Annotated in this window: 24 protein-coding genes and 1 CRISPR repeat array; of the genes, 10 read left to right on the forward strand and 14 right to left on the reverse strand. The window is 48.8% G+C overall.

The window, feature by feature from the left end:
- The first annotated feature begins 70 nt into the window (after positions 1-70).
- From A8707_RS20800 to A8707_RS28510, 4 genes are all read left to right on the forward strand, one after another.
- The gene (locus A8707_RS20800) at positions 71-352 is read left to right on the forward strand and encodes a hypothetical protein (RefSeq protein WP_068819129.1); all 282 of its coding nucleotides are present in this window, start codon (positions 71-73) and stop codon (positions 350-352) included.
- 293 nt (positions 353-645) lie between these two features.
- The gene (locus A8707_RS20805; protein WP_156518795.1) at positions 646-1,011 is read left to right on the forward strand and encodes a hypothetical protein; all 366 of its coding nucleotides are present in this window, start codon (positions 646-648) and stop codon (positions 1,009-1,011) included.
- 163 nt (positions 1,012-1,174) lie between these two features.
- Positions 1,175-1,549 carry a hypothetical protein gene (locus tag A8707_RS20810; protein ID WP_068819131.1) on the forward strand — a complete coding sequence of 125 codons (375 nt, stop codon included), beginning with the start codon at positions 1,175-1,177 and terminating at the stop codon, positions 1,547-1,549.
- A gap of 10 nt (positions 1,550-1,559) precedes the next feature.
- Positions 1,560-2,357, forward strand: a complete 798-nt coding sequence (locus A8707_RS28510) for an SH3 domain-containing protein (RefSeq protein ID WP_156518797.1) — start codon at positions 1,560-1,562, stop codon at positions 2,355-2,357.
- Positions 2,358-2,605: 248 nt separating this feature from the next.
- Here the strand turns inward: A8707_RS28510 and A8707_RS20820 are convergent, their stop codons facing one another.
- A complete protein-coding gene (locus A8707_RS20820; protein ID WP_068819133.1) occupies positions 2,606-3,832 on the reverse strand; it encodes a relaxase/mobilization nuclease domain-containing protein in 1,227 nt (408 codons plus the stop codon).
- Positions 3,829-4,131 (reverse strand): plasmid mobilization protein, encoded by a 303-nt coding sequence (locus tag A8707_RS20825; protein WP_068819134.1) that lies wholly within the window; start codon positions 4,129-4,131, stop codon positions 3,829-3,831. Before A8707_RS20825 ends, A8707_RS20820 begins: the two co-directional genes overlap by 4 nt.
- Positions 4,132-4,281: 150 nt before the next feature.
- Between A8707_RS20825 and A8707_RS20830 the strand changes: the two genes are divergently transcribed.
- Genes A8707_RS20830 through A8707_RS20840 form a run of 3 tightly spaced genes read left to right on the forward strand, consistent with a single transcriptional unit; the run spans position 4,282 to position 6,215 of the window.
- Positions 4,282-4,839 (forward strand): hypothetical protein, encoded by a 558-nt coding sequence (locus A8707_RS20830; protein WP_068819135.1) that lies wholly within the window; start codon positions 4,282-4,284, stop codon positions 4,837-4,839.
- Entirely contained in the window at positions 4,840-5,529 is a 690-nt protein-coding gene (locus A8707_RS20835) for a P-loop NTPase family protein (RefSeq protein ID WP_068819136.1), read from the forward strand.
- Positions 5,526-6,215: a hypothetical protein gene (locus tag A8707_RS20840; protein WP_068819137.1), complete on the forward strand. Its 690-nt coding sequence runs from the start codon at positions 5,526-5,528 to the stop codon at positions 6,213-6,215. Before A8707_RS20835 ends, A8707_RS20840 begins: the two co-directional genes overlap by 4 nt.
- Positions 6,216-6,274: 59 nt before the next feature.
- Here A8707_RS20840 and A8707_RS20845 read toward each other — a convergent pair whose 3' ends face one another.
- Positions 6,275-8,104, reverse strand: coding sequence for a protelomerase family protein (locus A8707_RS20845; RefSeq protein WP_068819138.1), 1,830 nt, complete (start codon positions 8,102-8,104; stop codon positions 6,275-6,277).
- Between the two features lie 1,274 nt (positions 8,105-9,378).
- Here A8707_RS20845 and A8707_RS20850 point away from each other — a divergent pair.
- Complete coding sequence (locus tag A8707_RS20850; RefSeq protein WP_068819138.1) at positions 9,379-11,208, forward strand: protelomerase family protein; 1,830 nt, start codon at positions 9,379-9,381, stop codon at positions 11,206-11,208.
- A gap of 59 nt (positions 11,209-11,267) precedes the next feature.
- On the opposite strand, the gene A8707_RS20855 is transcribed toward A8707_RS20850, so the two are convergent.
- Genes A8707_RS20855 through A8707_RS20865 form a run of 3 tightly spaced genes read right to left on the reverse strand, consistent with a single transcriptional unit; the run spans position 11,268 to position 13,201 of the window.
- A complete protein-coding gene (locus tag A8707_RS20855) occupies positions 11,268-11,957 on the reverse strand; it encodes a hypothetical protein (RefSeq protein WP_068819137.1) in 690 nt (229 codons plus the stop codon).
- The gene (locus A8707_RS20860; protein ID WP_068819136.1) at positions 11,954-12,643 is read right to left on the reverse strand and encodes a P-loop NTPase family protein; all 690 of its coding nucleotides are present in this window, start codon (positions 12,641-12,643) and stop codon (positions 11,954-11,956) included. Before A8707_RS20860 ends, A8707_RS20855 begins: the two co-directional genes overlap by 4 nt.
- Entirely contained in the window at positions 12,644-13,201 is a 558-nt protein-coding gene (locus A8707_RS20865; protein WP_068819135.1) for a hypothetical protein, read from the reverse strand.
- A 150-nt stretch (positions 13,202-13,351) separates the two neighbouring features.
- Between A8707_RS20865 and A8707_RS20870 the strand changes: the two genes are divergently transcribed.
- Both A8707_RS20870 and A8707_RS20875 read left to right on the forward strand, forming a co-directional pair.
- On the forward strand, positions 13,352-13,654 hold the full coding sequence (locus tag A8707_RS20870) for a plasmid mobilization protein (RefSeq protein WP_068819134.1): 303 nt from the start codon (positions 13,352-13,354) through the stop codon (positions 13,652-13,654).
- Positions 13,651-14,877: a relaxase/mobilization nuclease domain-containing protein gene (locus tag A8707_RS20875; RefSeq protein WP_068819133.1), complete on the forward strand. Its 1,227-nt coding sequence runs from the start codon at positions 13,651-13,653 to the stop codon at positions 14,875-14,877. The genes A8707_RS20870 and A8707_RS20875 overlap by 4 nt, the downstream gene beginning before the upstream one ends.
- A 248-nt stretch (positions 14,878-15,125) precedes the next feature.
- Here A8707_RS20875 and A8707_RS28515 read toward each other — a convergent pair whose 3' ends face one another.
- The 8 genes from A8707_RS28515 to cas6 form a co-directional block, all read right to left on the reverse strand.
- Positions 15,126-15,923, reverse strand: coding sequence for an SH3 domain-containing protein (locus A8707_RS28515; RefSeq protein ID WP_156518797.1), 798 nt, complete (start codon positions 15,921-15,923; stop codon positions 15,126-15,128).
- 10 nt (positions 15,924-15,933) lie between these two features.
- A complete protein-coding gene (locus A8707_RS20885; RefSeq protein ID WP_068819131.1) occupies positions 15,934-16,308 on the reverse strand; it encodes a hypothetical protein in 375 nt (124 codons plus the stop codon).
- 163 nt (positions 16,309-16,471) lie between these two features.
- Positions 16,472-16,837, reverse strand: a complete 366-nt coding sequence (locus tag A8707_RS20890; protein WP_156518795.1) for a hypothetical protein — start codon at positions 16,835-16,837, stop codon at positions 16,472-16,474.
- A gap of 293 nt (positions 16,838-17,130) precedes the next feature.
- On the reverse strand, positions 17,131-17,412 hold the full coding sequence (locus A8707_RS20895; protein WP_068819129.1) for a hypothetical protein: 282 nt from the start codon (positions 17,410-17,412) through the stop codon (positions 17,131-17,133).
- Between the two features lie 244 nt (positions 17,413-17,656).
- Positions 17,657-20,042: a CRISPR direct-repeat array (repeat unit 37 nt; unit sequence GTTTCAATCCCTGAAAGGGTTTTAGGTTGGTTGAAGC).
- Positions 20,043-20,290: 248 nt separating this feature from the next.
- The gene (cas2, locus tag A8707_RS20900; protein ID WP_068819139.1) at positions 20,291-20,563 is read right to left on the reverse strand and encodes a CRISPR-associated endonuclease Cas2; all 273 of its coding nucleotides are present in this window, start codon (positions 20,561-20,563) and stop codon (positions 20,291-20,293) included.
- Between the two features lie 5 nt (positions 20,564-20,568).
- Positions 20,569-21,573 (reverse strand): type I-D CRISPR-associated endonuclease Cas1d, encoded by a 1,005-nt coding sequence (gene cas1d, locus A8707_RS20905; protein WP_068819140.1) that lies wholly within the window; start codon positions 21,571-21,573, stop codon positions 20,569-20,571.
- Between the two features lie 45 nt (positions 21,574-21,618).
- Complete coding sequence (cas4, locus tag A8707_RS20910; RefSeq protein ID WP_068819141.1) at positions 21,619-22,206, reverse strand: CRISPR-associated protein Cas4; 588 nt, start codon at positions 22,204-22,206, stop codon at positions 21,619-21,621.
- Positions 22,206-23,021, reverse strand: coding sequence for a CRISPR-associated endoribonuclease Cas6 (gene cas6, locus A8707_RS20915; RefSeq protein ID WP_068819142.1), 816 nt, complete (start codon positions 23,019-23,021; stop codon positions 22,206-22,208). Before cas6 ends, cas4 begins: the two co-directional genes overlap by 1 nt.
- Positions 23,022-23,024: the final 3 nt, after the last annotated feature.

The following is a 23,024-nucleotide window of genomic DNA, read 5'->3' on the forward strand; positions in this document are numbered from 1 at the left end:
AAAAACAAAATAGATAAAAGCAACACAACACAAAGGGGTGAGAACTTGAGAGAACCAAGGCAATCACCCCATGCAGCCATCATCAGCAACAGATGTTATACACGCCCCCTCGACAGAAGCACCCTGTACGCGAATTGATGCAGTGATTTGTGACCTCATCACTCACATCGATAACTACTCAGATGATGATTTTGACACTGACTGGATGCACCTAACGAACGCAGAAGTAGAAGCATTGGTGATCGCTGTGATACGGCATTTAATCGCCACAATGAACGGTAAGCTCCTGAGTGGATACCTGCTAGAGATCCGGCAGGAATCGGCATTAGCCCCAGAGGATGAAACAGGGTAAGTCGTCACTGATCGAGAACGCCAGTAATCTTGGTTAGGGTAGGACTGAAGGGCTGAAATGACCCACTGATAGGGCTTTAGAGACCTGGTTTCTACCCTAAATCCATCGACTCCAAACAAAGGATAACCCCCACGGACTCTACAGCAAGGTCACGCCATAACAAGACGGTGCCCAGATTTATTGGGGGGACTTACTTCGTTGTTGAAACTCCACAGTGGGGGGTCGAAAAGAGGCGAAGGTTTAAGCAGACATTTAATCCATCAGTCAGTGGTGCTTCAGAGATCGCCGCCTCTGTGAAGGATCAGGCTCTAGACCAGGCTTTGAACGGGCTTCTCAACCCTTCTGCCCAAAAAGGAGGGTCAAGGGAGAAGCCAGAATCCGAGCTAGAAGCTGAGGATGGAATGATGATCGCTCAGGTATTGGCTGCGCGTGTAGAGTCCAACCAATCGAAAAGGGAACCGCCTCATTACATTTCACAAGGCATCCTCCAGAAGATTAGCGGTCAGACTGTAGCAGAGGTAAAATTATGGTTTGCGGAGCATGAGCGGGCAGTCAAACAGCACAACGCAAACTATGAACTCACTCCCATGACCAACCGCAGAATTAGGCGAGGTTTTAACGACAAGGAAGAGCTAGGTTTAGAAGACACGGAGCAATAACCAACGGTCTTTTTCCAATAGCTTTGAGATAATCAGCCAAGGGATCGCTCCCGTCCTAAAACCGACGATTCACTTCAGCGTTTAGTCAGTTCCCATCGTTAAAGGCAATAACGGTTCGCAGAGAATGAGGCTGACCAGATTCAAGTCGTTCAGAGGTGGATTGATGGGCGAGGCAAAGCGACGGAAACTTGCTGATTCCAATTACGGGAAGATTCGGCACCCCCATCCGTTGGCTGTGAAATTACAGCAACGAGTGTCGGAGTCCCTCCAGTCGTTTTTTCAATCTAGTTATCAAACCAGGGGTCGTGGTTTAGCCATTCGCTCTACGATGAATCGAGAGGCGCTTGATTACTTCAGCCTTGAGGAACTTGAGGCAGAGACTTTATCAGGGATACCGTCTCAAGCCGCCCAACAGATACGAGCAATGATAGAGCAGTACGACCCAGAACGGGAGGGGCTACTGTTCGACTTCAACCACGCCCTCGTGGACGAGGCAATCAAAATTCAGCGCATCCGGTTCCCTTTCGGGGAAGTCTAGGGTGATATTTGTGCTCGAATCCATGCCCTTGTTGATGAAGCCCTTGATTGTGGCAATTGTGTCGCTATCTATCTTCAGCGTTGCTCCTCGGAGTTTGGCAGATGTTGTGGTGCCCATAGACCAAGCCCTGGTGCAGATCGAAGGGACGCAGGTCCCGATCCTGATTCCCAGTGTGGTGCCGAACGTGAGGGAAACCTACGTGAGAGGTCGTGGAACGATCGAGGGCTATTCATTAGACTTTTCTTTCACCCCCACCTGTGACGGAACCGCTTGCAATTATGCGTGGATGACAGCAGAGCGAGGTGGAGCCTTCTTTAATCCAGATGAACTAGGTCCACGAGACACGATCGCATCGGTGAAGTTAGCCAAGGGAATTCAAGGGCAATTTGCCAACACTTGTGGTGCATACTGTCTGGCTCAAGTCGCATGGCAATCACAAGGGGTGCTGTATCGAGCGGTCGTCAAGAATGGTCAAAAGGATGTTGTGCTCGCGTTAGCCAACTCTGCCATTTTGGGTGGCGAGAGAAGGAATGCAGCTACTAGACCTGTGGCTCAGAACGATGCTGCAAGAAAATGTCAGCGCCTCACCCGTGCATGGCTCACGTCTGAAGATCGCTCCACGCCCATCAACGTGCGGGATGGTGCGAGTACCGATTCCTACGCGCGGCACCTGGGCTATGCCGGAGACGAAGTTGCGGTGTTGAATCAGAAGCTGGGCGGCGGTTACTGCTGGTATGAGGTGCGGTTCCCCTCCCAAGCGACGGGATGGGTGCGAGGAGACTTTCTGACGATCGACACGGGGGAATGAGGTGCGAGGTCAAAAGGAGGCTGTGAGATCATCTCAGGTCAGCTCCCGATCGTAGAGTTGTGAGCCTGACGATCGTTGCGTTGTTTCCCACCGAGATTGTTACTTCACGCCGATTGATGGGTCACGGATGATAATGAGCCAGTGGGAATTTACAGCAACTCTTTAAGCCTGATCGAGGAGACGTAGATCCAAATCTTTTGCCATCTCCTCCCTGCTGGCTCGAATCGACAATTCCCACCTTGGTGTTCCTAGCGTTCCAGACCTTTAGACTTTTCTTTCAACTTGTCAGGCTGAATGGTTGTCTGTTGTTCCTGTTCCTTTGTCCCCTTTTTCTCCTGGTCCTCAGCTTGCTGCGTCATTCGTTGTCGCCAGTTTTGCAAGCATTCGACCTCGTTTTGTGTGAATCCCTGGCTGATCAGCACCTTCTCCTGATCTCGATAAAGCTCTGGGTGTCCCTCTTCATCGGCTCGAATTTGATAGTTCTCAAAGGTGGTGTTTTCGCGCTTAGGTCCGCCCTGCCGTGCAAGCTGCCAGATCTCTTCAACCAAGCAAGTGGCATCCCAGCGAATCGGTTGCTGAATCTCCTCGTCTGGCTCTACTTGGTCTGATTCAGGCTCTTCGCTCGGATTCAGCATCGTCTGGCACTGCTCAGCACTCATCTGATTGAGTTGTCGGAGCATGGGGTCATCTCGCTGGGGCTGGTAATCGACTCCGGCATACTCATGGAGTCCATTGAAGGAGAAGCGATCGCCGAGTTGCCGTCCCTTGAAATATTGACCTTCAGCCCCAAAGCTAATGCCCTTGCCATCTTTGAACTCATGGAATTGCATCGTCAAGCCTAGAGCCTTGATTCGCGTCATTAGCAGTGGCATTGAGGGCTGATCCTGGATCGCCTCATCAATGACCGCCCTGAGGGTATCTTTGGTGAGGAGTTGTCCCTGTTCTCTGAGCTTCACCTCTCGGATTGAGGTATTGGTTCGTTGCCCTTTGGGTTTCGGAGCACACTCTTGCAACTTGCGCTTTTGTTCGATCGCTCTTTCCACATCCTTGAGCTTGACCCGCTCGTAGGCATCATCGACCCAACTCCCATCCAAGCGCACGGTTGAGGCGAGGACGTGCAGGTGATGAACATCTTGTTTATCGATTTTCTCGAAATGCTCAACGGCAAAGAATTGGCAGTTATGTCCATGCCCCCGCATCTCTAGCAAATCATCCACGATGCCAATTTTGGTTTGCAGGTCAGGGTTTTCCCCTGGTGGAAACGACACCTTGTACTGGACATAGGTTTTCTCCACTCGGTGATTCTGGTCGGCTGAAAATCTTAGCTCTTCCGTCAACTCCTGCTCACCTTCCCCAAACATATTGGTGTGGATGACCGGGTTTTCATCTTCCCGCCCCTTTTCTCGTTTGTCTGTTCGGAGGAGATAGCCCATGACCGAGCCTGCGTTGCTGCCGCGATCGACGACAATTCTCATGAGCTGCGCTCCACTTGGCGCGCCAGGCGATATAAGACGACTTCTCGCCCCACTTCCCGGCAGAGTGCGATCGCGTCCTTGCAAGCCTCAGACTCAGGCAACGTCTTCAAGTTCTGATTCAACTCCATTAACTGAGCGTAGACGTTTGCTAGGGTTGTAGAATCCTCAGCATTCCTAGCCCGACCGTCATCTAGCCCCTTTTTGAGCAGATAGGCATTCATGCTCAACTTTGCCGTTTCTGCCTTAGCCTTGATGCGTTCTCGCTCTTCAGAAGTACAGCGAACTAAAATATCAGCCATGTGATAGCACTTGCCACAACTTGATAGAAAACCTAGCAGTGCAGCTAGTATACCCATGTACGAATTAGAGGTAGACACGAGTTAGGAAGCCTGTTTAGGGAATTTTGGTAAGGTGAGCAGGTATTCCTTCAGGATAGTGAAATAAGCATCATGGCAAAACTTAATCCAGAATCCCTAGAATCGTTTCAGTCCACCTTAGAAACGATTGATCCTTCTTGGCAACCGAACTTCAACCTGCGTGAAGTCGTCGGTCAATCGTTCGCTCTGATTAAAAAAGCGAGGGGATACAAAGTTTCGTGGGAACAGCTCGCCGAAATTCTCAAGCAATCCAACCAATCTCAGGTTTCCATCAGTCCAGCCACCCTGCGTCAGTACTACTTTGAGTTTGCAAAAGACCCTAAGTCGCTGCCAGAGAAAAGACGAAAACCTAGTTCGACAAAAAAGAAATCTGAAGATAGTCAATTTGTTGATTCCTCCTCCAAAAATGGGAAGACTGATGCTCAACCCCCTGACACAAATCAGTCCCTTGTTTTGGAAGCCGAACTTGACCCTGAACAGAATGCCTTACAAGCCTCAGAATCTCAGCCAGTGCTAGAGATGCCCTCTTCTGAAGACCCGGTAGCCAGTCAGCCAGCAACGCCAAATCCAACTCAAAAGGCTAAAAAAGACAATCGAGATCAATTTAATCTGGACAGAAGAGGAAAATAGATGGCAAGGGTACATTTCATTGATGGTGATAAAGGTGGCGTTGGCAAAACCTTCTGCTGCCGAACGCTTATTCAATACTTCTTGGATCGGGGAATCGACTTCACCCCGATTGAATCAGATCGGTACAACCCAGACGTAGCAACGCGCTACGCTGATTTGGAATTTGAGTTTGCAATTTTTTCAGACGACGAACGCCAGACGAGAGCTGATGAGATTATTGAATTTGCGAAGCTCAAGCCCGTGATCATCTCCCTGCCATCTCAGGTTGGTAAGCCATTAAATTTATGGCTAGATGATGCGATTGACTCAGCCGCCAAGCATAAAATTCAGTTCGTGCGCTGGTTTGTGAGTAGCGGAGCCTACGAATCCTTGGAACTTCTTCATCTCGCCCTGAAAGAGCATGGTGCAAATATGCCGTTTGTGCTGGTTAGAAACTACGGCGTAGGCGAGGAGTGGGATATCACGCAGATTGATGGACTGACTGAATTGATGGCAAAGCTGAAGGTTAGGGAAATCGATTTTCCCAAGTTACCTTTGCAGGAACGTAATTTGCTAGATCGCAACAATCTGACGTTAGGAGCGGTGAGAACTTCAGATACGTTTAAGAGCCTGAGTGTGAGCCGCGATCGGGTTGAGAAATTTCTCAAAAAAGTGTACAAATCGCTTGAATCAACAGGGCTTGTTCCGTGAGCAGTAATGGCAATTTAACAGAGGCACAGAAACTTCTGTTGCAAAAATTTCCGCAACTGCCGGATGATGACCCCCTTGTTGAGATGGCAGCTTGGAATGCTTTGCTGGAGCAAAAAGTTGATGATTTTGGCAGTAGGATAAACACGTGGACGAACGCAATTCTGAGTCAAACCGAGCTGGCGACTCAGCAAAATCAGCTAATCGTCAGCCAAAATTTGACCCTGCAAAAGATGACGAGAAGCAACGAAGTGCTTGGGCAAACCTTGCTGCAATTCAAGCAGGACTTGACTCCATTGCAGCAGGAATTCAAAACGCTGAAGACAGTGATCGACGCGTCCGGCACCTCATTGAAGAGCTTGAGCGACAAGAGCCAGAGCTTGAGCAAAAAGCTGGACGATCTCAGCCTGAAGTTGAAATCTCTGGAAACACTCAAAACTCTGAACAGCAAGGTGGACGAGCTGACAGTAGACCTAAAGAGCCTGACCGCCAACGTAGGCGACCTGAAAGGGAACTTGAACTTTAATCGAACTGCCTTACTCCTCTTTGGAGCGTTCATCCTAGTAGCCCAAATCGTGCAGTTATTTGCTTACAAGTTCAACACAGACAATGTTCAATCCTCAATTCAGAGTGTTCGAGAAAGGGCTGAATGGGCACTGACTAAATTAGAGCGGCTGGAAAAACGATGAGAATGTTAACCGAGTGAGAGAAGAGTTGCGATCGTAGCTCCCCTCTCTGTCCTCTCAACTTAAAGCCTGGTTTTCACCCATTCTTTAATCTCCTCGACATCTTTGCCGTAATTATGCCTGTCGGGGTCAAGGGCATATTCCGAATTGTGTTCGTAGATCTCATTCCGAAACGCCTCCATGACTCGTTTGACCGCAGGCATATTGCTGCCTGTCGTCTTTTGGAGCAAACTTTGCGTGATTGCAAATTTATTACTGTCAGAATCGTGTTCTCGATTCCACTGCATCAACAGACGCATTGCAGCTTCGACACGCTGATCGGCAGTGCCCGTTGTCGTGATATGCTCGCGTTTTAGTGTTGCGATCTGGGGTTTTGGCGCTGGCATTGTTGCCGCTCTAGTTAGAGTAGACTCGACCAACTGATTTGCAGATGGTTGAGCGATCGAGGGCGATTGCTTAATGAGTTCGGTCAGTCCCTCAATTCGCTGTTGATATGCCTGATGGATTTGACTCACTTGTTGTTTTAGGGCTTCGTTTTCAGCTTTAAGCTGTTCGAGTTGAGCTGATGTCTGGTCGCGTTCGTACTCCATCGCTGCCAATTGAGACTGTAGGTTCTCAACGGAGATTGAAGCTTGTGTTTGAGTTGTCAGGGTCATGGTGTTTATGTAGCTCCAGATTCGATTAACTTCTTGGGCTAAATGTTTTAGCTGGTGTGTGAGGTTGGCGATCTCGCTGATCGATTCTCGTTCTTCTGTGGCGTTAGCCTGTGGTTTGGGCAACGGTTCGATCGATTTTTCAGGTTGACTTTCCTGGGTTGGCAACGCTTTTCCCTGATCGAGCTTCACCCCTTTCTCACCGATATGCTTACCATCTCCATCAGTCAAAAAGTAATGGAAATAATGCTGCGTGGCACTGGCATTCGGCCGCTTCAACTCTTGGGCGCTAATGACGTGCCCTAATCTTTCCTGCACATATCGAGCGACCCCTCGATCGGGAGGGCAAAAGTAATGGACGGCGATCTCTGCATACACCCCTCTCAGATTATGAATTGTCACTGCTGACTCACCTTCCAGGGTTGGAACAATTGAGCCAAAGTGCCTCTGCACAGTGAGCTTGATAGAGTTAGCAAGGCTGCGGTTGATACTCGATGCGCTCATCCCGTTTAGTTTGCTGATTCTCGGATGCCTGCGAAACCGCTCCAAAGCAGACAGGACATCCACCGACGGGATTAGGCAAGGAATCAAGTAGCTGTCTGCCTCTTCTTTTTTCTTAGTCTGCCCGACAAAAGTGACAGAGTAGGGGTCGTCAGTTGCCTGTAAAGTTCCCTTGTCTACGACCTCTGAAAACCGCCTTCCAGTCAGAGCCGCGACCCCAACAATTAGGTCAAAGGGGTCATCTGAGCGTAATAGCTCAGATGCCTTGGACAGGTACGCAGCAAGACTCACAGGCTTTAGGTTGTCCTGCTTGCGATTGTTTCGCTGAGACGACTCCACGGCGATCTCGCGGTAGGTTGCAGCGTCGTACTTTAAATAATCGAGCGACCGATGATCGTGAGCTTCGATAAGTTCGTCCGACCCGCGAGGGGTGTAGCTATACACACGGCTCGTTTCAGCAGTCATTGGCAGCTTGCCGTCTGTCATCGCTGTTTTTACGGCTGTGCGGTAGTACCGGAGGCGGTCTTTGGCGATCGTAGCTTTTTGGTAGCCCTCTTCCATCAAATCAAGCTCAGACTCGCACAGTGCCTTGATCTCAGCTTCAGTGGTCAAACTCCGCAAGTGCTCAACAAATGCCTCAATAAGCTGAGTTTGCTCGGCATCTGTAAGCTTGGTACGTTTGCCTGTGTCGATGCGATCTCGATAGCGGCTAATGATGTCTTCTCTGCTTGTGTTCATGACGTATACATAGTAAAGATATACAAGTGCTGTACAGGCTTGCAATGAACCCACCCGATCGAGCGGTTGCCTTCAGCGTTGGGAGAGCGATAGCGAGAAACAGACGGCAGCTTCAGTGCTTTCAGAGTGGAGATCGACGCTCGAAGAGAGCGGAGCTACAGCCAGGGCGACCAAAGCTGTGAGCGATGGAAGCAGACTAGGAGAGCGAAGCGAGTGAGCCGTAAAGCGAGGGAGCGATCCAGGTTTTTGAAGCCTGTACAAACAGTATACACTCCTACGCCTGTACGCGCAACCTATTTGTACACCGACACATTTGTATATACAAGCCTTACTCTACAATGATTTGAATCGCTTATGTAACGCCTATCTATCCTTGTACAGTCATAGAAAGATTTGATGTATACAGCCAAAACCCTCAAAACTTTCTATATATAGACTTGTGTATACAGACAACGATCGAGGGCTTGAAGCGCTGAAACCCTATCTATGTATAGCCCTCAGCGTTTAACAGGTCTGTACAGATATATATAGATATATAGGTGGGGATCGATAAACAGGTATATACATATAAGATATATGTATACATAAGGATCTCTTATACAGGGTTATATATAGGTGTATACATAGTTTATGTTAATTAACATAAACTATGTATACACCTATATATAACCCTGTATAAGAGATCCTTATGTATACATATATCTTATATGTATATACCTGTTTATCGATCCCCACCTATATATCTATATATATCTGTACAGACCTGTTAAACGCTGAGGGCTATACATAGATAGGGTTTCAGCGCTTCAAGCCCTCGATCGTTGTCTGTATACACAAGTCTATATATAGAAAGTTTTGAGGGTTTTGGCTGTATACATCAAATCTTTCTATGACTGTACAAGGATAGATAGGCGTTACATAAGCGATTCAAATCATTGTAGAGTAAGGCTTGTATATACAAATGTGTCGGTGTACAAATAGGTTGCGCGTACAGGCGTAGGAGTGTATACTGTTTGTACAGGCTTCAAAAACCTGGATCGCTCCCTCGCTTTACGGCTCACTCGCTTCGCTCTCCTAGTCTGCTTCCATCGCTCACAGCTTTGGTCGCCCTGGCTGTAGCTCCGCTCTCTTCGAGCGTCGATCTCCACTCTGAAAGCACTGAAGCTGCCGTCTGTTTCTCGCTATCGCTCTCCCAACGCTGAAGGCAACCGCTCGATCGGGTGGGTTCATTGCAAGCCTGTACAGCACTTGTATATCTTTACTATGTATACGTCATGAACACAAGCAGAGAAGACATCATTAGCCGCTATCGAGATCGCATCGACACAGGCAAACGTACCAAGCTTACAGATGCCGAGCAAACTCAGCTTATTGAGGCATTTGTTGAGCACTTGCGGAGTTTGACCACTGAAGCTGAGATCAAGGCACTGTGCGAGTCTGAGCTTGATTTGATGGAAGAGGGCTACCAAAAAGCTACGATCGCCAAAGACCGCCTCCGGTACTACCGCACAGCCGTAAAAACAGCGATGACAGACGGCAAGCTGCCAATGACTGCTGAAACGAGCCGTGTGTATAGCTACACCCCTCGCGGGTCGGACGAACTTATCGAAGCTCACGATCATCGGTCGCTCGATTATTTAAAGTACGACGCTGCAACCTACCGCGAGATCGCCGTGGAGTCGTCTCAGCGAAACAATCGCAAGCAGGACAACCTAAAGCCTGTGAGTCTTGCTGCGTACCTGTCCAAGGCATCTGAGCTATTACGCTCAGATGACCCCTTTGACCTAATTGTTGGGGTCGCGGCTCTGACTGGAAGGCGGTTTTCAGAGGTCGTAGACAAGGGAACTTTACAGGCAACTGACGACCCCTACTCTGTCACTTTTGTCGGGCAGACTAAGAAAAAAGAAGAGGCAGACAGCTACTTGATTCCTTGCCTAATCCCGTCGGTGGATGTCCTGTCTGCTTTGGAGCGGTTTCGCAGGCATCCGAGAATCAGCAAACTAAACGGGATGAGCGCATCGAGTATCAACCGCAGCCTTGCTAACTCTATCAAGCTCACTGTGCAGAGGCACTTTGGCTCAATTGTTCCAACCCTGGAAGGTGAGTCAGCAGTGACAATTCATAATCTGAGAGGGGTGTATGCAGAGATCGCCGTCCATTACTTTTGCCCTCCCGATCGAGGGGTCGCTCGATATGTGCAGGAAAGATTAGGGCACGTCATTAGCGCCCAAGAGTTGAAGCGGCCGAATGCCAGTGCCACGCAGCATTATTTCCATTACTTTTTGACTGATGGAGATGGTAAGCATATCGGTGAGAAAGGGGTGAAGCTCGATCAGGGAAAAGCGTTGCCAACCCAGGAAAGTCAACCTGAAAAATCGATCGAACCGTTGCCCAAACCACAGGCTAACGCCACAGAAGAACGAGAATCGATCAGCGAGATCGCCAACCTCACACACCAGCTAAAACATTTAGCCCAAGAAGTTAATCGAATCTGGAGCTACATAAACACCATGACCCTGACAACTCAAACACAAGCTTCAATCTCCGTTGAGAACCTACAGTCTCAATTGGCAGCGATGGAGTACGAACGCGACCAGACATCAGCTCAACTCGAACAGCTTAAAGCTGAAAACGAAGCCCTAAAACAACAAGTGAGTCAAATCCATCAGGCATATCAACAGCGAATTGAGGGACTGACCGAACTCATTAAGCAATCGCCCTCGATCGCTCAACCATCTGCAAATCAGTTGGTCGAGTCTACTCTAACTAGAGCGGCAACAATGCCAGCGCCAAAACCCCAGATCGCAACACTAAAACGCGAGCATATCACGACAACGGGCACTGCCGATCAGCGTGTCGAAGCTGCAATGCGTCTGTTGATGCAGTGGAATCGAGAACACGATTCTGACAGTAATAAATTTGCAATCACGCAAAGTTTGCTCCAAAAGACGACAGGCAGCAATATGCCTGCGGTCAAACGAGTCATGGAGGCGTTTCGGAATGAGATCTACGAACACAATTCGGAATATGCCCTTGACCCCGACAGGCATAATTACGGCAAAGATGTCGAGGAGATTAAAGAATGGGTGAAAACCAGGCTTTAAGTTGAGAGGACAGAGAGGGGAGCTACGATCGCAACTCTTCTCTCACTCGGTTAACATTCTCATCGTTTTTCCAGCCGCTCTAATTTAGTCAGTGCCCATTCAGCCCTTTCTCGAACACTCTGAATTGAGGATTGAACATTGTCTGTGTTGAACTTGTAAGCAAATAACTGCACGATTTGGGCTACTAGGATGAACGCTCCAAAGAGGAGTAAGGCAGTTCGATTAAAGTTCAAGTTCCCTTTCAGGTCGCCTACGTTGGCGGTCAGGCTCTTTAGGTCTACTGTCAGCTCGTCCACCTTGCTGTTCAGAGTTTTGAGTGTTTCCAGAGATTTCAACTTCAGGCTGAGATCGTCCAGCTTTTTGCTCAAGCTCTGGCTCTTGTCGCTCAAGCTCTTCAATGAGGTGCCGGACGCGTCGATCACTGTCTTCAGCGTTTTGAATTCCTGCTGCAATGGAGTCAAGTCCTGCTTGAATTGCAGCAAGGTTTGCCCAAGCACTTCGTTGCTTCTCGTCATCTTTTGCAGGGTCAAATTTTGGCTGACGATTAGCTGATTTTGCTGAGTCGCCAGCTCGGTTTGACTCAGAATTGCGTTCGTCCACGTGTTTATCCTACTGCCAAAATCATCAACTTTTTGCTCCAGCAAAGCATTCCAAGCTGCCATCTCAACAAGGGGGTCATCATCCGGCAGTTGCGGAAATTTTTGCAACAGAAGTTTCTGTGCCTCTGTTAAATTGCCATTACTGCTCACGGAACAAGCCCTGTTGATTCAAGCGATTTGTACACTTTTTTGAGAAATTTCTCAACCCGATCGCGGCTCACACTCAGGCTCTTAAACGTATCTGAAGTTCTCACCGCTCCTAACGTCAGATTGTTGCGATCTAGCAAATTACGTTCCTGCAAAGGTAACTTGGGAAAATCGATTTCCCTAACCTTCAGCTTTGCCATCAATTCAGTCAGTCCATCAATCTGCGTGATATCCCACTCCTCGCCTACGCCGTAGTTTCTAACCAGCACAAACGGCATATTTGCACCATGCTCTTTCAGGGCGAGATGAAGAAGTTCCAAGGATTCGTAGGCTCCGCTACTCACAAACCAGCGCACGAACTGAATTTTATGCTTGGCGGCTGAGTCAATCGCATCATCTAGCCATAAATTTAATGGCTTACCAACCTGAGATGGCAGGGAGATGATCACGGGCTTGAGCTTCGCAAATTCAATAATCTCATCAGCTCTCGTCTGGCGTTCGTCGTCTGAAAAAATTGCAAACTCAAATTCCAAATCAGCGTAGCGCGTTGCTACGTCTGGGTTGTACCGATCTGATTCAATCGGGGTGAAGTCGATTCCCCGATCCAAGAAGTATTGAATAAGCGTTCGGCAGCAGAAGGTTTTGCCAACGCCACCTTTATCACCATCAATGAAATGTACCCTTGCCATCTATTTTCCTCTTCTGTCCAGATTAAATTGATCTCGATTGTCTTTTTTAGCCTTTTGAGTTGGATTTGGCGTTGCTGGCTGACTGGCTACCGGGTCTTCAGAAGAGGGCATCTCTAGCACTGGCTGAGATTCTGAGGCTTGTAAGGCATTCTGTTCAGGGTCAAGTTCGGCTTCCAAAACAAGGGACTGATTTGTGTCAGGGGGTTGAGCATCAGTCTTCCCATTTTTGGAGGAGGAATCAACAAATTGACTATCTTCAGATTTCTTTTTTGTCGAACTAGGTTTTCGTCTTTTCTCTGGCAGCGACTTAGGGTCTTTTGCAAACTCAAAGTAGTACTGACGCAGGGTGGCTGGACTGATGGAAACCTGAGATTGGTTGGATTGCTTGAGAATTTCGGCGAGCTGTTCCCACGAAACTTTGTATCCCCTCGCTTTTTTAATCAGAGCGAACGATTGACCGACGACTTCACGCAGGTTGAAGTTCGGTTGCCAAGAAGGATCAATCGTTTCTAAGGTGGACTGAAACGATTCTAGGGATTCTGGATTAAGTTTTGCCATGATGCTTATTTCACTATCCTGAAGGAATACCTGCTCACCTTACCAAAATTCCCTAAACAGGCTTCCTAACTCGTGTCTACCTCTAATTCGTACATGGGTATACTAGCTGCACTGCTAGGTTTTCTATCAAGTTGTGGCAAGTGCTATCACATGGCTGATATTTTAGTTCGCTGTACTTCTGAAGAGCGAGAACGCATCAAGGCTAAGGCAGAAACGGCAAAGTTGAGCATGAATGCCTATCTGCTCAAAAAGGGGCTAGATGACGGTCGGGCTAGGAATGCTGAGGATTCTACAACCCTAGCAAACGTCTACGCTCAGTTAATGGAGTTGAATCAGAACTTGAAGACGTTGCCTGAGTCTGAGGCTTGCAAGGACGCGATCGCACTCTGCCGGGAAGTGGGGCGAGAAGTCGTCTTATATCGCCTGGCGCGCCAAGTGGAGCGCAGCTCATGAGAATTGTCGTCGATCGCGGCAGCAACGCAGGCTCGGTCATGGGCTATCTCCTCCGAACAGACAAACGAGAAAAGGGGCGGGAAGATGAAAACCCGGTCATCCACACCAATATGTTTGGGGAAGGTGAGCAGGAGTTGACGGAAGAGCTAAGATTTTCAGCCGACCAGAATCACCGAGTGGAGAAAACCTATGTCCAGTACAAGGTGTCGTTTCCACCAGGGGAAAACCCTGACCTGCAAACCAAAATTGGCATCGTGGATGATTTGCTAGAGATGCGGGGGCATGGACATAACTGCCAATTCTTTGCCGTTGAGCATTTCGAGAAAATCGATAAACAAGATGTTCATCACCTGCACGTCCTCGCCTCAACCGTGCGCTTGGATGGGAGTTGGGTCGATGATGCCTACGAGCGGGTCAAGCTCAAGGATGTGGAAAGAGCGATCGAACAAAAGCGCAAGTTGCAAGAGTGTGCTCCGAAACCCAAAGGGCAACGAACCAATACCTCAATCCGAGAGGTGAAGCTCAGAGAACAGGGACAACTCCTCACCAAAGATACCCTCAGGGCGGTCATTGATGAGGCGATCCAGGATCAGCCCTCAATGCCACTGCTAATGACGCGAATCAAGGCTCTAGGCTTGACGATGCAATTCCATGAGTTCAAAGATGGCAAGGGCATTAGCTTTGGGGCTGAAGGTCAATATTTCAAGGGACGGCAACTCGGCGATCGCTTCTCCTTCAATGGACTCCATGAGTATGCCGGAGTCGATTACCAGCCCCAGCGAGATGACCCCATGCTCCGACAACTCAATCAGATGAGTGCTGAGCAGTGCCAGACGATGCTGAATCCGAGCGAAGAGCCTGAATCAGACCAAGTAGAGCCAGACGAGGAGATTCAGCAACCGATTCGCTGGGATGCCACTTGCTTGGTTGAAGAGATCTGGCAGCTTGCACGGCAGGGCGGACCTAAGCGCGAAAACACCACCTTTGAGAACTATCAAATTCGAGCCGATGAAGAGGGACACCCAGAGCTTTATCGAGATCAGGAGAAGGTGCTGATCAGCCAGGGATTCACACAAAACGAGGTCGAATGCTTGCAAAACTGGCGACAACGAATGACGCAGCAAGCTGAGGACCAGGAGAAAAAGGGGACAAAGGAACAGGAACAACAGACAACCATTCAGCCTGACAAGTTGAAAGAAAAGTCTAAAGGTCTGGAACGCTAGGAACACCAAGGTGGGAATTGTCGATTCGAGCCAGCAGGGAGGAGATGGCAAAAGATTTGGATCTACGTCTCCTCGATCAGGCTTAAAGAGTTGCTGTAAATTCCCACTGGCTCATTATCATCCGTGACCCATCAATCGGCGTGAAGTAACAATCTCGGTGGGAAACAACGCAACGATCGTCAGGCTCACAACTCTACGATCGGGAGCTGACCTGAGATGATCTCACAGCCTCCTTTTGACCTCGCACCTCATTCCCCCGTGTCGATCGTCAGAAAGTCTCCTCGCACCCATCCCGTCGCTTGGGAGGGGAACCGCACCTCATACCAGCAGTAACCGCCGCCCAGCTTCTGATTCAACACCGCAACTTCGTCTCCGGCATAGCCCAGGTGCCGCGCGTAGGAATCGGTACTCGCACCATCCCGCACGTTGATGGGCGTGGAGCGATCTTCAGACGTGAGCCATGCACGGGTGAGGCGCTGACATTTTCTTGCAGCATCGTTCTGAGCCACAGGTCTAGTAGCTGCATTCCTTCTCTCGCCACCCAAAATGGCAGAGTTGGCTAACGCGAGCACAACATCCTTTTGACCATTCTTGACGACCGCTCGATACAGCACCCCTTGTGATTGCCATGCGACTTGAGCCAGACAGTATGCACCACAAGTGTTGGCAAATTGCCCTTGAATTCCCTTGGCTAACTTCACCGATGCGATCGTGTCTCGTGGACCTAGTTCATCTGGATTAAAGAAGGCTCCACCTCGCTCTGCTGTCATCCACGCATAATTGCAAGCGGTTCCGTCACAGGTGGGGGTGAAAGAAAAGTCTAATGAATAGCCCTCGATCGTTCCACGACCTCTCACGTAGGTTTCCCTCACGTTCGGCACCACACTGGGAATCAGGATCGGGACCTGCGTCCCTTCGATCTGCACCAGGGCTTGGTCTATGGGCACCACAACATCTGCCAAACTCCGAGGAGCAACGCTGAAGATAGATAGCGACACAATTGCCACAATCAAGGGCTTCATCAACAAGGGCATGGATTCGAGCACAAATATCACCCTAGACTTCCCCGAAAGGGAACCGGATGCGCTGAATTTTGATTGCCTCGTCCACGAGGGCGTGGTTGAAGTCGAACAGTAGCCCCTCCCGTTCTGGGTCGTACTGCTCTATCATTGCTCGTATCTGTTGGGCGGCTTGAGACGGTATCCCTGATAAAGTCTCTGCCTCAAGTTCCTCAAGGCTGAAGTAATCAAGCGCCTCTCGATTCATCGTAGAGCGAATGGCTAAACCACGACCCCTGGTTTGATAACTAGATTGAAAAAACGACTGGAGGGACTCCGACACTCGTTGCTGTAATTTCACAGCCAACGGATGGGGGTGCCGAATCTTCCCGTAATTGGAATCAGCAAGTTTCCGTCGCTTTGCCTCGCCCATCAATCCACCTCTGAACGACTTGAATCTGGTCAGCCTCATTCTCTGCGAACCGTTATTGCCTTTAACGATGGGAACTGACTAAACGCTGAAGTGAATCGTCGGTTTTAGGACGGGAGCGATCCCTTGGCTGATTATCTCAAAGCTATTGGAAAAAGACCGTTGGTTATTGCTCCGTGTCTTCTAAACCTAGCTCTTCCTTGTCGTTAAAACCTCGCCTAATTCTGCGGTTGGTCATGGGAGTGAGTTCATAGTTTGCGTTGTGCTGTTTGACTGCCCGCTCATGCTCCGCAAACCATAATTTTACCTCTGCTACAGTCTGACCGCTAATCTTCTGGAGGATGCCTTGTGAAATGTAATGAGGCGGTTCCCTTTTCGATTGGTTGGACTCTACACGCGCAGCCAATACCTGAGCGATCATCATTCCATCCTCAGCTTCTAGCTCGGATTCTGGCTTCTCCCTTGACCCTCCTTTTTGGGCAGAAGGGTTGAGAAGCCCGTTCAAAGCCTGGTCTAGAGCCTGATCCTTCACAGAGGCGGCGATCTCTGAAGCACCACTGACTGATGGATTAAATGTCTGCTTAAACCTTCGCCTCTTTTCGACCCCCCACTGTGGAGTTTCAACAACGAAGTAAGTCCCCCCAATAAATCTGGGCACCGTCTTGTTATGGCGTGACCTTGCTGTAGAGTCCGTGGGGGTTATCCTTTGTTTGGAGTCGATGGATTTAGGGTAGAAACCAGGTCTCTAAAGCCCTATCAGTGGGTCATTTCAGCCCTTCAGTCCTACCCTAACCAAGATTACTGGCGTTCTCGATCAGTGACGACTTACCCTGTTTCATCCTCTGGGGCTAATGCCGATTCCTGCCGGATCTCTAGCAGGTATCCACTCAGGAGCTTACCGTTCATTGTGGCGATTAAATGCCGTATCACAGCGATCACCAATGCTTCTACTTCTGCGTTCGTTAGGTGCATCCAGTCAGTGTCAAAATCATCATCTGAGTAGTTATCGATGTGAGTGATGAGGTCACAAATCACTGCATCAATTCGCGTACAGGGTGCTTCTGTCGAGGGGGCGTGTATAACATCTGTTGCTGATGATGGCTGCATGGGGTGATTGCCTTGGTTCTCTCAAGTTCTCACCCCTTTGTGTTGTGTTGCTTTTATCTATTTTGTTTTTATTTTGATCTGTTCAGAAGCGGCAACTTGCAAGGCGGATCGCGGTAATCATGCAGGTGATGTCACCGCTGACGGATAGATTCGAGAAGATTAGCTTCAGATCTGAACCAGTCTCCAACTGCTGAAAGGCTTAGTTGTAGCAACGGACATTGTTCCCCGCTTGCAGCAGGCAATTGTTTCAATCCCTGAAAGGGTTTTGGGTTGGTTGAAGCATCTGAGAGCGCTCTCAAAACGGCACGGGCTTTTGGGTTTCAATCCCTGAAAGGGTTTTAGGTTGGTTGAAGCGAAACCTGAGAGCCGTCAAACTGATAAGCAAACGCGTTTCAATCCCTGAAAGGGTCTTAGGTTGGTTGAAGCGACCGCCATCCACAAACCATCCCCACCCAGCGTAAAGGTTTCAATCCCTGAAAGGGTTTTAGGTTGGTTGAAGCCATAGGAACGCTTGAGGATTCTTTAGAATTCCAGAGAAAGTTTCAATCCCTGAAAGGGTTTTAGGTTGGTTGAAGCGCCCTTTCAAGATCCGATATATAGAACCTCTCTAAGTTTCAATCCCTGAAAGGGTTTTAGGTTGGTTGAAGCAGACGATCGGATCACAAAATGGCTTGTATGTCTGGTTTCAATCCCTGAAAGGGTTTTAGGTTGGTTGAAGCCTGCTCTTGCCACCGTTAGCGGGAACGGCTCGCTGGTTTCAATCCCTGAAAGGGTTTTAGGTTGGTTGAAGCGTCGTAGAACTGCTCACTGGCGATCGCGATTTGCCGGTTTCAATCCCTGAAAGGGTTTTAGGTTGGTTGAAGCGAAGCCGCTAACTTGAGACTTTACCCACTGCGTCAACTCATTTGTTTCAATCCCTGAAAGGGTTTTAGGTTGGTTGAAGCCAGTGCTGTGATTAATGGCGATCGTGGTGTAAGCTGCGTTTCAATCCCTGAAAGGGTTTTAGGTTGGTTGAAGCTGTATTGGCGCGGCTCTGAGATGTCATAGTCGCGCTCTGGTTTCAATCCCTGAAAGGGTTTTAGGTTGGTTGAAGCAAACGCCCGAAGGCAAAAGCGGCGCGGGGGATCGGTTTCAATCCCTGAAAGGGTTTTAGGTTGGTTGAAGCCCTCATCCGTTGCCGATCGACAGTTCACGGGTGGGTTTCAATCCCTGAAAGGGTTTTAGGTTGGTTGAAGCGAGGTAAATGTATAAGTAAATCCACTCCCTTCAAGTCTGTTTCAATCCCTGAAAGGGTTTTAGGTTGGTTGAAGCCGGGTGATGGCTACCTGTCCGCTGTTGACTCGTTTGTTTCAATCCCTGAAAGGGTTTTAGGTTGGTTGAAGCCTTTTAGAGGAGGAACTGAAGTTAGAGACTGAGAAGTTTCAATCCCTGAAAGGGTTTTAGGTTGGTTGAAGCTTGATGCCACTACCAGAGGCGATCGTCAACGGGCTTGTTTCAATCCCTGAAAGGGTTTTAGGTTGGTTGAAGCCGAATTTCAAAGTTCGATCCTGGCTGCAAGTTAGGTTTCAATCCCTGAAAGGGTTTTAGGTTGGTTGAAGCTAGGATGCGTTGTAAACGGTGATGTTTCCGATCGTGTTTCAATCCCTGAAAGGGTTTTAGGTTGGTTGAAGCGCTTGATAGCTTCTAGCGCCATTTCTAGCGCTTTTTCGTTTCAATCCCTGAAAGGGTTTTAGGTTGGTTGAAGCGCGGTTTGTAAATCAAGCCCCTTGGCTCGAATGGTTTGTTTCAATCCCTGAAAGGGTTTTAGGTTGGTTGAAGCGCGGGTTCCTTGAAAAAATCAAAGAACAGGCAAGTGGTTTCAATCCCTGAAAGGGTTTTAGGTTGGTTGAAGCCTCGGAAGTGCATCGGGCGACATTGTAAATTTGGGTGTTTCAATCCCTGAAAGGGTTTTAGGTTGGTTGAAGCTGCGATCCAATTACAGACCTCGATCGACAGTTGAGTTTCAATCCCTGAAAGGGTTTTAGGTTGGTTGAAGCGTTTTTATTCTTGATTTGTTTGATAAGAATGAATACACTGTTTCAATCCCTGAAAGGGTTTTAGGTTGGTTGAAGCCTGTAGGAGTAATGGGTACTGTAGGAGCTTTTGGTTTCAATCCCTGAAAGGGTTTTAGGTTGGTTGAAGCGCAGGTACAACCGTAACTGGAAGCGGATTTACGTTGTTTCAATCCCTGAAAGGGTTTTAGGTTGGTTGAAGCTAGAAAGAGCCTCGGTCATCGTCGCCTCTATCCAGTTTCAATCCCTGAAAGGGTTTTAGGTTGGTTGAAGCAAGAAGATTTACGGGTGTGTCAAAATGAGTTTCACTCAGTTTCAATCCCTGAAAGGGTTTTAGGTTGGTTGAAGCCTTGCCAGGTTTGAGCTAGAAATATACGAAGTTCGAGTTTCAATCCCTGAAAGGGTTTTAGGTTGGTTGAAGCTCTAGATGGGTGTAACCAACGTAAACAACTCCACCAAACGTTGATATGTTTCAATCCCTGAAAGGGTTTTAGGTTGGTTGAAGCGAGCGGTTAAATTATTTGTATATGCCCGTCTTTTGTGTTTCAATCCCTGAAAGGGTTTTAGGTTGGTTGAAGCGGCGGGGACTTGAAATACAGTCTATATGCAGTTTTCAAGGTTCGGTTGCGCGGATCGTCAGGATCGTAGCATTTCTGAGTGTTGGTTTGGCAAATCATCATCTCCATTTCATCCTTGCAAAGCAATGTGAGTCTACATTTGAGGACTTGCGCGGCAGGAGTTTTTAGTCAAAAGGCTGAAACCTAGCCCAGTCAAGCCATTTAACCTATTTCTGAAACCTTGGGCAAAAACAGCCACCCACTCGCGCATCAAGCAAAAAAGATTGTTTCATCTCGAAGCATTTCTCCCCCGATGCGCTCCACCTTACCCTGACAACAGGCACAGAGAAAGTAGAACCGAATGCTGTCTTGCTCTGGCTTGATCAGCTTGCTGAGACGAGATCGCAGCTTTGCATATTGCGTCTCCGTCAAGTCACATTCAAAAATACTGTACTGCATCCACTGCCCATAAGACTTGAGAATCTTGTGAATCTTGGTGCGGCGCTTGTCTTCCGGGATATCATAGCTGACCACTACATACATAACAGCTACTTCAGCACCAAGGGCGGATATTTATCGGTTTCTTGCATCAAGTATTTCGCCAAAAGTCTGGCTTGGATTTCAAACGATTCTTGATAAGTGCATTGAGTTTGCAGCACCGGATGCTTGAATTTAGCTTGCTTCTTTTGCTCATATAATCGCAAGAAGGTGCGAAGTCCTTCTGGAGTCAGCGAAACTGCGCCACTTAAAGGCTCTGTTGTAAAGTCGGCAGGCACGATCGTGCGTCGATTTAGTCCACTTAGAACCACAGCATCCACAATGAGGGGACGAAACTCCTCCATCAAATCGAGTGCCAAGGAGGGGCGACCGTAGCGCTGCGTGTGCAGATAGCCCAGATAAGGGTCAAAACCCACCAAGTTGATTGCACTTTGAACGTCATGGCGCAGGAGAGAATAGCCTAGACTAAGCAAGGCATTCACCGGATCAGTCGGGGGACGACGACGACGCGCTTCAAACCGAAACCCATCTGCTCGGATCAGGCGATCGAAACAGCCAAAGTAAGCGGCACTGCCCGCACCCTCTAACCCTCGGAGTGAATCGATCTCAGTCGTGGTCTCGATCGGAGCGATGACCTGCTCTAACTGAGTCAGCGCCTTCTGGAAGTCGAGATCTGAACCTTCCCGCTGCCCTCGCATTAGGGCGTTGCGATAGTTCTTGAGTTTCCCTCGGACAAACCCGCGCACAAGATGAGACGCTTGCTCTGATGGTGCAACGGCTTTCCATTGAGCAGCTCTCACAAAGATATTTTTGGTCAATTCTGGTTCTAATCGTCCGAGATAACGCCCCATGCTGGTGAGAAAGCTGAGAGGAATCTTCCGCTCTAGCAGTTCAATCACAACGGCAGGCGAAACGGTGGCTCGTCCCAAGATCACCACTCCATCTAACTTGATGAGCGGAATGTCTTGCAAGGTTTGCTTGTTTGCCCGCACGGTCAAACGTTCATCCGTTTTACCAATAAAGGCATCATCTTGAGTGATATAAAGGGTTCCCATAGTTCAGGAGGTTGATTTTAAGGTAAAGAGTCGGCTGAACGATCGCTACTCTGCTTCTCGGTAGCGGCTCACTTTATCTGCCGCTTTGGGCAAGCACTGCTCATAGAGGCTGCATCCTTTGCAGCGTGGAGTGTAGATTGCTGGAGGCATAGCTCCGGTGTCCAGAATCTTGGCAACAGCATTGATCGTAGCGATCGCCCGTTGCCTCAGATTGGAGTCGATTTCTACAGGTTGACGCTGGTGAGAATGAGCATAGTAGACATAGCCCAGAGGTACGGTCTTCCCCGTCATCTCTTCCAGGCACAGCACTTGAGCACACACTTGCAAGGCATCGTTGTCAAACTCGCCCTTGTTGCCCCGCTTATACTCCACCGGAATCCAGCGACCCTCGATCTCTTCAATCAAGTCGGCTTTGCCAATCAGCCGATATTGCTCTGATTTCAACCACACTGCCCGAACCTGCCAAGTGTCTTCTCGCTGCGCTTCTCCGACGGTATGAACGCAATCATGCAAGCTCGTGCCTTCGATCGTGTAATGGTTATCAACAAACCCGCCAAGGCAAAACATTCGCCAGCAGCGATGCGGACAGTAGGCATACTGGTTGAGAGCCGCAATAGGAATGTAGTCATCCATCACATCCTCCTCACCATGCCCATACCCATCGGCGTTTTCCGTCCGATGCCTGCGTAAAGAGCAAAGTCTGCCAGGGTATTGAGTTGTTTAATCGCCAATGGATCAGCGTCACCCAAAATACGATATCCGATCGTGCCTACACAACCCGCCCATTTGCTATTGGGATCGTTGACCAGTTCGGTGCGGAGGTCAAAGAAGCTGGGAAATAGCCATTCAATCAAAGTTTCAGGAAAGGTCATGCCACTGTAACGATTCCAGCGATTCAGCAAGCTATGAAAGACACATTCTCGCGTCGGTAAGGCGGAGTCATATTTCCCCTGTCTAAACGTAGCAGGAGTGCAAAAGCTGAAGGCAAGCTGGCGGGTGCTATCCGATGCCTGCTCATATAACTGTGTATAAGGACTAAAGTTTGCCCAAGGTTGGGTCGATTGAGCAGTGCCAAGAATGCTCGTGATTTGCAGATCGGCTGGACCGAGATGCCAGGGATGAGCAGGACTGAGGTTCAGCCAGAGCGGAGTGAGATGACTAAACAGAGCATCATCCAAAAGGGAAATGCGCCACCAGCAAGGAGTACCCGCAGAAATGGGTTGTTTGTGTTCCCATTGCAGGGTGTGGTCTCGACGGGAGCGATCGCTAATCTGCAATGGACTCAACGTAAAGGCTTTTTCGGTCTTTTGTTCGTGCAGGCGATTTCCCAAAGCTTGATCCACTGAACTCACCAACGTCAAGAACAAAGCATGGAGATGTTTGCCTGTCAGATATCCAGATGGAATAGGCGAAATAGGCAACAGGTTAAGAACTAAACTATGTGGCATGGT

Origin of the sequence: Phormidesmis priestleyi BC1401 (genome assembly GCF_001650195.1) — a bacterium.
Classification (GTDB): domain Bacteria; phylum Cyanobacteriota; class Cyanobacteriia; order Leptolyngbyales; family Leptolyngbyaceae; genus Phormidesmis_A; species Phormidesmis_A priestleyi_B.